General features: G+C 74.7%; 8 protein-coding genes. 3 read left to right on the forward strand and 5 right to left on the reverse strand.

The window, feature by feature from the left end:
* Positions 1-188 precede the first annotated feature (188 nt).
* From FM076_RS11280 to FM076_RS33640, 5 genes are all read right to left on the reverse strand, one after another.
* A complete protein-coding gene (locus FM076_RS11280; RefSeq protein ID WP_345944951.1) occupies positions 189-1,103 on the reverse strand; it encodes a DUF5707 domain-containing protein in 915 nt (304 codons plus the stop codon).
* A 322-nt stretch (positions 1,104-1,425) separates the two neighbouring features.
* Positions 1,426-2,307: a glycosyltransferase family 2 protein gene (locus FM076_RS11285; protein WP_345944952.1), complete on the reverse strand. Its 882-nt coding sequence runs from the start codon at positions 2,305-2,307 to the stop codon at positions 1,426-1,428.
* A 350-nt stretch (positions 2,308-2,657) separates the two neighbouring features.
* Positions 2,658-3,722 (reverse strand): glycosyltransferase family 2 protein, encoded by a 1,065-nt coding sequence (locus FM076_RS11290; RefSeq protein WP_173869955.1) that lies wholly within the window; start codon positions 3,720-3,722, stop codon positions 2,658-2,660.
* A 777-nt stretch (positions 3,723-4,499) separates the two neighbouring features.
* Positions 4,500-4,724: a DUF2795 domain-containing protein gene (locus FM076_RS11295; protein WP_428814803.1), complete on the reverse strand. Its 225-nt coding sequence runs from the start codon at positions 4,722-4,724 to the stop codon at positions 4,500-4,502.
* 44 nt (positions 4,725-4,768) lie between these two features.
* Positions 4,769-6,283: an MFS transporter gene (locus tag FM076_RS33640; protein WP_243274881.1), complete on the reverse strand. Its 1,515-nt coding sequence runs from the start codon at positions 6,281-6,283 to the stop codon at positions 4,769-4,771.
* Between the two features lie 597 nt (positions 6,284-6,880).
* Between FM076_RS33640 and FM076_RS11310 the strand changes: the two genes are divergently transcribed.
* The 3 genes from FM076_RS11310 to FM076_RS11320 form a co-directional block, all read left to right on the forward strand.
* Entirely contained in the window at positions 6,881-7,867 is a 987-nt protein-coding gene (locus FM076_RS11310) for an NAD-dependent epimerase/dehydratase family protein (protein ID WP_173869957.1), read from the forward strand.
* Between the two features lie 181 nt (positions 7,868-8,048).
* Positions 8,049-9,848, forward strand: coding sequence for a carbamoyltransferase family protein (locus FM076_RS11315; protein WP_243274430.1), 1,800 nt, complete (start codon positions 8,049-8,051; stop codon positions 9,846-9,848).
* On the forward strand, positions 9,845-10,714 hold an 870-nt coding region (locus FM076_RS11320; RefSeq protein WP_173869959.1), incomplete at its 3' end, for a glycosyltransferase. The genes FM076_RS11315 and FM076_RS11320, both read left to right, overlap by 4 nt.

Below are 10,714 nucleotides of genomic sequence, written 5' to 3' on the forward strand. Positions count from 1 at the left end.
GGGCCGTTTTCATGGCGCCCGTCCGATGCACCGGCCCGCCGCGGCGGCGACCGCCTCGCGGCTCCGTACGACGGAGGGGCCCGCAGCCCCGCGCACGCACCCCGTGCCCCCGTACACGGATGCGCCCCGTGGGGCACCCGGTGCGGGTGTCCCACGGGGCGGTGGGTTTCAGTGGTGCGGGGTGGGGCTCAGCGGACGTCGACGCAGTCGCCGGTCGAGGTCACCGCCGGGGTGGTGGAGGTGCCGGCGAAGCTGTAGCGCCAGCAGGTGTCCTTGCCCGCCGTGCGGGTCGTCTTGACCACGCCGGCGGACGAACCGCTGCCGGAGGTGTAGGTCTTCAGCGTCGCGTAGCTGCCGCCGCTCGCCGGGCGGGACTGGAGCTTCACCGGCTGCTTGGTGTAGCCGGCGTACTTGGAGGTGTCCCAGTTGGCGCGGGTGAGCTTTCCGGTGATGGTGAGGGTCTTGCCCTTCTTCACCGGCTCGGGCGAGGCGTTCACGGTGAGCTTGGAGTAGCGCTTCATCGCGAAGGTCTTCGCGTTGTCCCGGTCGGTGAAGTCGCCGTCGTTGCCCACCGCGGTCATCGCCACCTTCCAGGTGCCCGCCGCGTCGTTGAACAGGTGCTGCCGCGGGTCGATCGTGTAGGTGAGCTTGCAGTTGGCGGTCGTGGCGGACGTCTCGGTGCAGACCGCCTGCTCCCCGTCCGGGAGGACGCCGGTGTCCACGTCCTCGAACGTGGGGCCGCCGTGCCACAGGATGGCGTTGGCGTACTCGACGCCGGAGTTGTCGGTGACCGTGAAGGTGACCGTCACGTGCTTGGTGTTGGTGGTGCCCAGCACCACGTCCTTGCCGCCGTTGACGACGATGTCGGAGACCGCCGTGTCGCCGGAGCCGTCGTCCGGCACGGCACGGGCGCCGAGGGACGGCGCGGCCTCGCGGTGGGCGGCGGTGGCCTTGCGCAGGTCGGCCTGGTGGGCGGCGCGGGCGGCCGACGCGGCGTCACCCGCGGGCGCGGGCTTCGACGGAGCGGCGACGGCCTGCACGGCCGGCAGCGCGAAAGCGGTCAGGGCCAGGGCGCCGCTCAGGGCGGCGGCAGTGGCACGCATACGCATGTGTTCCCCAGTGGAGAAGGGACCCCGTCGAGCCGGCTGCTCGTGGTGGGGCCCGAGTTTCGAAGGAGTCTGTTGACTCGGGGGAACAGATCTTCGAGAGGTCCGGAAGGTTGCACGGACGGACGGGGAAAGTGAAATCTTTACCGACAAGCGACGTTTTGCAGCCCCATCCCGGGATGCCTCCCCATCTCGGGAAGCATCCCCCTACCGGGATGCCTCCCCGTCCCGTCCTGGGATGCCTCCCCTCCCGGGGTGCTTCCCCTCCCGGGGTGCTCCCCCTCCCCACGGCCCGGGCGCGGGGCGTCCGTCCTTTCGTTCAGCCGACGTACCTGCGGGCCGTCGATGCCCGCTGGGCCTCTTCCAGGCAGGCGAGGCGTGCCTCCACCCCGGCGGGGACGGGACGGCGTTCGGCCAGGACCCAGGGGAGCCCGGCCAGGGCGCGGGTGAAGGCGCGGACACTGGCGGCGTCCCGGGGCACCGAGCGCGCCAGGTACCAGGTGCGGCGCAGCGCGGCGGGCAGCGGACGGCGCAGCCAGGTGTACCAGAGGGTGTTGCGCAGCCCGTCCACGCGGCGGCCCGTGGCGTCCCGTACCCGGGAGGGGGCGTGGTGGACGGTGAGCTGCTCGGCGAAGGCGAGCCACCAGCCGTCCACCGCCAGGTCGGTGGCCAGCAGTTCCTCCTCGCCGCCCAGCCACAGCCGCGGGTGGAAGCCGCCCGCGGCGCGGAACGCCGAGACCCGCAGGCAGGTCGCGGCGGCCAGGAACGAACCCAGCGCCGGGCCGGGCAGCCGGTCGGGGCCCGGCACCGGGGACGAGCGCAGCTCCTCGACCACCGGGTCCTCGACGCCCTCCGGCTCGACGACGATGCGCGCGACCACGCCCGCCAGCTCCGGGTACGCGTCGAGCCGGTCGGCGGCGCCGCGCAGGGCGCCGGGCGCCCACCACGAGTCGTCGTCGCAGAAGGCCACATACGGGGTCGTCACCTGGCGGACGGCGAGGTTGCGGCCGACCGCCCCGGTGTTCCGGCCCGGTTCCAGCAGCGTGACCGCGGGGTGCGCGGCGCGGACGGCCGCGGCGGTGCCGTCGCCGGACGCGTTGTCGACGACGATGACCCGGGGCCGCTCGGGGAGGCCGGCCAGCCGGCCGAGGGTGCGCAGCAGTTCGTCCCTGCGGTCGCGCGTGATGACGACGACCGTCACACGGGGGTCCGCCCCCGCTCCGTCCCCGACCCCCACGGACCGGGACCTCCGCGCTTCCCCCTCGCACCCCCCGCCCTCCTCCCGGGCAGCACCCGGCTCCCACGCCGGGGCCCCGCCCTGTCCCGGGGCCCCGCCCTGTCGTCCTCGGTCCCCGGCCTGTCGCCCTCGGTCCCCGGCCTGCCCTCGTCCTCGTGCCCCGGCCCTGCCCTGCCCTTGGGTCGCGCCCTGTCCTCGCGCCCCGCTTCGTCCTCGGGCTCCGTCCCCCGGTCCGGGTCCTCGGGCTCCGTCCCCCGGTCCGGGTCCTTGGGCTCCGTCCCCCGGTCCGGCCGGGGGACGGTCCGCGTGCGGTGTCATGCCGTGGCTCCCTTTACGGGGCGGGCGGGTTCCGTCGTGCGGGGCGGTTGGACGGCCTCCACCAGGGCGGCGGCCTCCTCCACGGCGGGCGGGAGGGGGCGGCGCAACCGGAGGGCTGCCGGGAGGCGGGGCAGCAGGCCCCGGGCGGCGCGGCGCGCCTGGGCGTCGCCTACCGCGTCCCCGCACAGGGACGCCGTACGCCGCAGCGCCAGCGGCAGCGGGCGCCGCAGCCAGGCGATCAGCAGTTCGTTGCGGCGGACGAGGGCCTCGCGGCCGGGGCGCGGCACGTCCGCCGGGGAGTGGCGGGCGACCACGTCGGGACAGTGGACGACCTCCCAGCCCGCGGCGGCCAGGTCGTAGGCGAGCAGGGTCTCCTCCGCGCCGAAGAACAGCAGCGGGTGGTAGCCGCCCACGTCCAGATACGCCTGCCGGCGGACGACGGCGGCGCAGCCGAGGAAGCCGAGGACCTTCCGGCTGCCGGGGACGGACCCCTCGCCCAGCGGGGAGGCGGCCAGTACGCCGTTGAGCGGGTCGGGGCGGCCGGACCGGCCGCGGGGCGGCGGTGGCTGCTCGGAGCGCTCGGGGCCGGTGGGACCCGCGGTCCCCGCGGGGGCCGCGACGGCATCGAGGGCGTCAAGGGTGTCGCGGCCCTCGGGGTCGCCGGACCGCCCCGGTTCGACCGTGATCCCCGCCGCCAGCAGCCCCATGGCGGGGTGGGCGGCCAGGATGTCGACCGCTCTGCCGAGTGAGCCCGGCTCCCACCAGGAGTCGTCGTCGCTGAAGGCCACATACGGGGTACGCAGGGCGCGTACGCCCGCGTTGCGCGCCAGCGCGCCCCGGTTGACCGGCATACGCAGCACGTCCACGCCGGGGAAGGCGCGCGTCACCATGTCCGCCGTCCCGTCCCTGGAGGCGTTGTCCACCACCATGATCCGGGGGTTCTCCGGGAGGGCCAGCAGCCGCTCCAACGTGCGGGCCAGGGTGTCGCGGCGGTCGCGGGTCGCGATGACGACGCCGAGCCGCTCACCGGCACCCCCACCGGGGCCGCCGCCTGTCTCCATGGCGCCTCGCTTCTCGGCTCGGATTCCCGACCTGCCTCCGGCCGGGTCGGATTCACGACGCGGCCCGTCGGCTCGGATCCCTGACCTGCCTCCGGCCGGGTCGGTCTCCCGCCGCGGCCCGTCGGCTCGGGTCCTCCGCGCGGCTCGTCGGATCGGTCTCCTGACGCGGCTCGGCCGGCTCGCTCTTCGACGTGGTCCGGCCGGTGACGTGGTCCGGCCGGGTGACGTGGTCCGGCCGGTTCAACTGGCCGACGTGGCTCGGTCGGCTCGGCTTCCCGACTCGGCTTCCGGCCCGACCTCCCGCGAGCCCCCGAAGGGACCGCAAGCCCCCGAAGGGACCGCCAGGGCACGCAGGGCCGGGCCGGCCGAAGACCGCAGGAAGCGGGACCTACAGGGGGCCCACGGGATCCGCGACGCTCCAGCAGGGGCCACAGGCCCCGAAGGGATCGCCAGGCCCGGCATCATCGGCGAGGACCGCAGGGTCCCGAAAGACGACTGCAGGAGACCGCAAGGGACCGCAAGGAGCCACGAGAGCCCGGAGAATCCGCAGGCCCCGCAAGGCCCGCGGGACCCACAAGGACCCGCAGGATCCGCGAGACCCACAAGACCCGCGGCCCACAAGATTCACAAGGCCCGCAGCCCACGGCCCAGAAGGTTCACCACACCACGAGACCCGCGAGCGAGGCCCACAAGACCCGCGAGGCCCCCTAGGCCCGCGAGCCCCACGAGACGCGCGAGGTCCACAAGACCCACGGGGACCCGCAGGTTGGTGCCGCGTCAGCCGCGGAACATCTCCTTCTCGACCTGGTCCGGGCCCTCGATGCGCTCGGTCTTCATGTGGGAGAGCTTGTCGACGACCTTGTCGCTCGCGTTGTTCTTCTTGGCGAGGTCGGTGAGGGTCTTGCGGTCGGTCGGATAGGAGGCTCCCTTGAGGGCCTGCTGGACCTCGATGGGGTTGACGTCGCTCATCGCGTCCTCCGCGTTGTGCTGGGGGAGGGACACCCGCATTCCCGGATGTCCCGTTCACCCTTCTTTGCCCTTCCTGCTCACTCCATGGTGGAAGCGGCCGGTGCGGGCCGCAACACAGCGGGCACGGACGCGGCCGAGGTCGCGGCGGAGCGGGGCCGCGGCAGCCGCACGGGGCGCCGCTGGAGCAGCTGGGCCAGCCCGGTGACCAGCACGATGGCCAGGCCGCCGGCGATCAGCCCGCCACGGGCGCCGCCGAACTCCATGAGGGCGCCCAGCAGCGGCGGGCCGACCAGGCCCCAGCCGGTGCTGGCGCTGCGCCACACGCCCAGGACCCGGCCGCGCATGTGGGCGGGCGGCTCGGTCTGGAGCACGGTCGTGCCCGCGGTGTCGGAGACCGACTCCACGACGGCCATGGGGGCCACCAGCAGGACGAGGAAGACCAGCGAGGGCGAGAACCCGGCGACGACCTGGAGCAGCGCACCGGCGGCGGCCAGCAGGGCGACGTGCCGCACGGACGGCTTGCGCAGGCAGCCGGCGAGCACGGCGCCGGCCATCCCGCCGACGGCCAGGACGGTGGAGACGGTGGAGAAGGAGCCGGCGCCGGCGGCCAGCGGGCCGGTCACCAGGACGGCCAGCGTCAGCTGGTAGTTGCGGCCGAAGATCGCGGAGATGCCGGTGATGGCGGCGAGGGCTACCAGGCGCGGGTTGCGCGCGAAGTAGACCAGGCCCTCACGGGTCCCTCCGAACCCGGCCTTTCCACTGAGCCCGGCCTTGCCGCCGAACCCGAACTTGCCGCCGAGCCCGAACTTGCCACCGGAACGGATCCCGGCCCCGGAACGGGCCTCAGCCCCGGAACGGACCTCGGCACGGGTCCCGGCCCCGTCACCGGCACCGCCCCCGGCCGGACGGCCGCCCCCGCCCGCGAAAGCGGAAGCACCCGCCTTCGCGGGGGACACACCCCCCGGCGCGGCGGTAGCACCCGCCGTCGCGGCGGACGCGGACGCGCCCGCCCGCTCGTGCGCCGTCTGCGCCTCACGCTCCTCCTGGGGAGCCAGCTTCAGGAAGGGGATGACGGCGGCGACCGCCAGGAACGACAGCCCGTTGACGACGTAGGCGGAGGCCATGCCGAACCAGGCGACGGCCGCACCGGCGGCGGCCGTGCCCAGCAGCCGGCCGGCGCTGTGCACGACGGAGCCCAGCGCGATCGCGGAGGGCACGTCCTTGCGCTTGACAAGGTCGTTGCCCAGCAGTGAGCAGGCGGGGTTGTCGACGGTGGCGATGGAGCCGGTGACGGCGGCGAGCACCATCAGCAGCGGCACCGTGAGCATGCCGAAGGCGACGAACGCGGCGGTGGCGAAGGCGACCAGTCCCAGCAGTGCCTGGCTGACCGAGGCGGTCAGCTTGCGCGGCCAGGAGTCGACGAGGCTGCCGCCGACGAGGCTGAGCAGCAGGCCGGGGGCGGCCTGCACGGCCAGGGACAGGCCGGTGGTGGCGGCCGAGCCGGTGATCTGGAGCACCAGCAGGTTCTGCACCGTCAGCTGCATCCAGGTGCCGACGTTGGAGACGAGGTTGGCCGCGGACCACCAGCGCATGCTGGGGTACCGCAGGGAGCGCCACGGGCTGCGCTCGGAGCGCGCGGCGGAACGGGGTTCCCGGCCGCGTTCGCGGGGGCGCGGGACGCGGGCCGTGAGGCGGTCGCGGAGCCGGGCGGGCGGCCCGGGCCGCTCGCGCGGGGCCGCGGGGGCGGCAGTCGGGTGAAGAGCCATGAGAAATTCGCGCAGGAAGGCAGGAGGGAGTGGGGAAGGGGGAGGGAAAAGGAGGGGCGGGAATCGGGTGGGAAACCTCTGTGGCGAGGTCCCGTCGAAGGCCCTCAGCCATATTCACAGACGGTTTGCGCCGACTCGTCGGCCCCTTGTGCCGACGGGGCTTCGCCGCACCATTTCCACCCCGTGTGAGCAGGAGAAAAAGGGGATCCCGTTGCCTTGCTCACAAGCCGGTGGGCGCAGCGGGACCGGTTACGGAGCGTCCGGAATCGACCGCGCTGTACAGCGGTCGATGACGCTGCGCAGCGCCACGGTGAGCAGCGCTCGACAGCTCCTCGGTTGCGACGCCGTGTGGGGCGCCTCACGCTGGTGAGGGCGAGCACACCGACCGTCTCGCGAAAGCTCCGCGCCCTCGTAGGAGTCTTCATGGAATTGCGCACCGATTCCCCTCCCCGGTTCCGGCACGCCGTTGTCACGGGCGGGGCGGGTTTCCTCGGCTCGCATCTGTGCACGGCACTGCTGGAAAGCGGCTGCGAGGTCACATGTGTCGACGACTTCTGCACCGGGCGCCGGGAGAATGTGGCGCATCTGGTAGGCCGCCGGGGATTCACTCTCATAGAGGCGGACATCTGCCATCCGTTCGACGCGGAAGTCGCCGGAGCCGCCGGTGGCTCTCCGCCGGATCTCGTGCTGAATTTCGCCTCGCCGGCTTCTCCGGCGGACTATCTGCGCATGCCGCTGCACACGCTGGAGACGGGCAGCGCGGGCACCCGCAACGCGCTGGACCTGGCCCGCCGGCACGGCGCCCGGTTCATCCAGGCCTCGACCTCCGAGGCGTACGGCGATCCGCAGGAGCATCCGCAGAGCGAGCGGTACTGGGGGCATGTGAACCCGGTGGGACCGCGCAGCGTCTACGACGAGGCGAAGCGGTTCGGCGAGGCGCTCACCGCGGCGGAGGCCCGCGCCCGGGGCGGGAACGTGGGCATCGTCCGGCTCTTCAACACCTACGGTCCGCGCATGCGCGGCTACGACGGCCGGGCCGTGCCCACCTTCGTCCGGCAGGCGCTGGCGGGCGAGGACCTGACGGTGACCGGTGACGGGCGCCAGACGCGTTCGCTCGCCTACGTGGACGACACCGTGCGCGGCGTGCTGGCGATGGCGGCGTCCGAGCTGCTGGGCCCGGTCAACATCGGCAACCCGGACGAGATCACCATGCAGGAACTGGCCGAGCTGGTCATCCGGCTCACCGGCTCCCCCTCCGGACTGCGCTTCGTCGAGCGGCCCAGCGACGATCCGGCCGTGCGCTGCCCCGACATCACCCTGGCCCGCGGAAAGCTCCAGTGGGAGCCGGTGGTGGCGGCCCGGGACGGGCTGGAGCGGACCATCGAGTGGTTCCGCCGGCAGCCGTCCTGAGACCGGCACGGCACCCGGCCCCCGGGCGCCCCGCCATCTCCCGGCCCTGGTTCCCGGCCCTGGTTCCCGGCCCTGGTTCCCGGCCCTGGTTCCCGGCTCCCGCCCCCTTGCGACCGACCCTGGTTCCCGACTCCGGCGACCGGCCCCTGGTCCCGGCTCCTGGCGAAAGGCACGGCAGGACATGCGCGTACTCGGTATCAACGCCCTCTTCCACGATCCGGCCGCGGCGCTCGTCGTCGACGGGCACACGGTCGCCGCCGCGGAGGAGGAGCGGTTCTCCCGCCGCAAGCACGGCAAGCGGCCGGTGCCGTTCGCCGCCTGGGAGCTGCCGTACAAGGCGGCCGCCTGGTGTCTGGCCGAGGCCGGGCTGCGCCCTGAGGACCTGGACGCGGTCGCCTACTCCTTCGACCCGGACCTGGCCAAACCGGCCCAGGACATGGGGCTGGACGACCCGTGGGACCCGCTGCGGCTGACGTACGCGAGGGAGGCGCCGTCCTTCCTGTGTGAGGCGCTGCCCGGACTGGAGCGCGAGAAGGTGCACTTCGTGGCGCACCATCTGGCGCACGCGGCCTCCTCCGCGTTCGCCGCGCCGGACGCGGAGCGCTCCTCGGTGCTGGTGGTGGACGGGCGCGGCGAGTCCGCCTCCCATCTGGCGGCCCGCCGCCGCGGCACGGCCCTGGAGCCGCTGCACAGCCAGCAGTTGCCGCACTCGCTCGGCCTCGTCTACGAGGAACTCACCGCGCACCTGGGCTTCCTGCGCTCCTCCGACGAGTACAAGGTGATGGCGCTGGCCTCCTACGGCAGGCCGCGGATGGCCGCCGAGCTGGCCCGGTATGTGCACTCCACCGGCGACGGCGGGTTCGTGGCCAAGGACGTGCCCTGGGACAGCTTCGCGCCCGCGGCCCGCCCGGGGCGGAACTGGACGCGGGAGCAGGCCGACCTGGCGGCCAGCGCCCAGCGGTGCCTGGAGGACACGCTGCTGGACATGGCGCGGTGGCTGCACGGCCGCACCCACGACGAGGTGCTCACGATGGCGGGCGGTGTCGCCCTCAACTGCGTGGCCAACTCGCGGATCGCCGCCGAGGGGCCCTTCTCGCACGTGTGGGTGCAGCCCGCCGCGGGGGACGCGGGCACCGCGCTGGGCGGGGCGCTGGCGCTGGCCTCCCGGGGCGGCGACGCCACCGTGCCGATGGCGGGCGCCGACCTGGGGCGCGGCTGGGACGACGAGGAGCTGCGGCAGTGGCTGACCGGCGCCGGGGTGCCGTTCGAGCAGCCGGCGGATGTGGCCGAGACGGTGGCGCGGGCGCTCGCCGACGACGCGATCGTGGCCTGGTTCCAGGGCCGCAGCGAGTACGGGCCGCGCGCCCTGGGCCACCGCTCGCTGCTGGCGCACCCGGGGCGGGCCGCCAATCTGGAACGGCTCAACGACGTCAAGGGCCGCGAGCAGTTCCGGCCCGTGGCGCCCATGGTGCTCCAGGAGCGGGCGCCGGAGATCTTCGAGGGGCCGCTGCCGAGCCCGTACATGCTGTTCGTGCACGACGTGCGGCCCGCCTGGCGGGACCGTATCCCCGCCGTGGTGCACACCGACGGCACCGCCCGCATCCAGACCGTCAGCCGGGAGCGGGAGCCGCTGGTCGCGCGGATGCTGGCCGCGTTCGAACAGCTGACGGGGCTGCCCGTCGTCGTCAACACCAGCCTGAACACGGCCGGGCGGCCCATGGTGGACGATCCGCGGGACGCGCTGGAGTGCTTCGGCTCCTCCCCCGTCGACCTGCTGGCCATCGGCCCGTACGTGGTGCGCCGCGCCGGCTTCTTCCACCGGTCCGACGGCCTGGCCGACACCCGGACCGGCAACCGGACCGACAACCGGACCGGCAGCCTGCCGGGCGGAACGGCCGGCCGGCTCTCCGGCGGCCTGCCGGGCGGGCTGCCCGGTGCCGAGCGCGGTGTGTCCGGCACCCTGCGAGGGGAGGCCGCGTGAGCAGCGGAGCCGACGCCGGGGGGCCGGGGTTCGCCGTCGTCGTCCCCACCCTGGGCAGACCGTCGCTGAACCGTACACTCCAGGCCCTGGCGGAGGCCGGGCCGCCGCTCCCGCGCCGGATCGTGCTCGTCGACGACCGGCCGGCCACCGACTGCGACCCGCTGCCGGTGCGGGTGCCCGAGGCGCTGGCCGGGCTGGTCACCGTGGTGCCCGGCGCCGCCGCCGGGCCGGCCGCCGCGCGGAACGTGGGCTGGCGCGCCACCGAGGAGGAGTGGATCGCCTTCCTCGACGACGACGTCGTCCCCGGCGAGCACTGGACGGCGCGGCTCGCCGCCGATCTGGCCGCCGCGGACGCGGCGCCCGGCGCCATCGCCGGCACCCAGGGCCGGATCACCGTGCCGCTGCCCGGACACCGCCCGCCCACCGACTGGGAGCGCAACACCGCCGGGCTGGCGACGGCGCGCTGGATCACCGCCGACATGGCCTACCGGCGCACCGCGCTGGAGGCGGTCGGCGGCTTCGACGAGCGGTTCCGCCGCGCCTTCCGGGAGGACGCCGACCTCGCGCTGCGGCTGGAGGCCGCCGGGTGGCGGCTGACGGAGGGCGAACGCCACACCGTCCACCCGGTGCGGGCCGCCGACCGGTGGGTGTCGGTGCGCGCCCAGCGCGGCAACGCCGACGACGTCCTGATGAACCGCCTGCACGGCCCCGACTGGTGGCAGCGGGCGGGCGCCGCGCGCGGCCGACTGCCCCGGCATCTGGCCGTCACCGCCGCCGCCGGGGCCGCGCTCGGCGGGCTGGCCGCCGGACGGCCCCGCACGGCGGCCGTGCTGGGCGGCCTGTGGCTGCTGGGTACCGGCGAGTTC

Source organism: Streptomyces albus subsp. chlorinus (genome assembly GCF_013302895.1).
Classification (GTDB): domain Bacteria; phylum Actinomycetota; class Actinomycetes; order Streptomycetales; family Streptomycetaceae; genus Streptomyces; species Streptomyces chlorinus.

Bases quoted from the DNA above. Each gene is read 5' to 3' on its own strand.
- FM076_RS11315 (WP_243274430.1), top strand. From the start codon at position 8,049: ATGCGCGTACTCGGTATCAACGCCCTCTTCCACGATCCGGCCGCGGCG.
- FM076_RS11310 (WP_173869957.1), top strand. From the start codon at position 6,881: ATGGAATTGCGCACCGATTCCCCTCCCCGGTTCCGGCACGCCGTTGTC.
- FM076_RS33640 (WP_243274881.1), bottom strand. From the start codon at position 6,283: ATGCGCTGGTGGTCCGCGGCCAACCTCGTCTCCAACGTCGGCACCTGG.
- FM076_RS11280 (WP_345944951.1), bottom strand. From the start codon at position 1,103: ATGCGTGCCACTGCCGCCGCCCTGAGCGGCGCCCTGGCCCTGACCGCT.
- FM076_RS11290 (WP_173869955.1), bottom strand. From the start codon at position 3,722: ATGGAGACAGGCGGCGGCCCCGGTGGGGGTGCCGGTGAGCGGCTCGGC.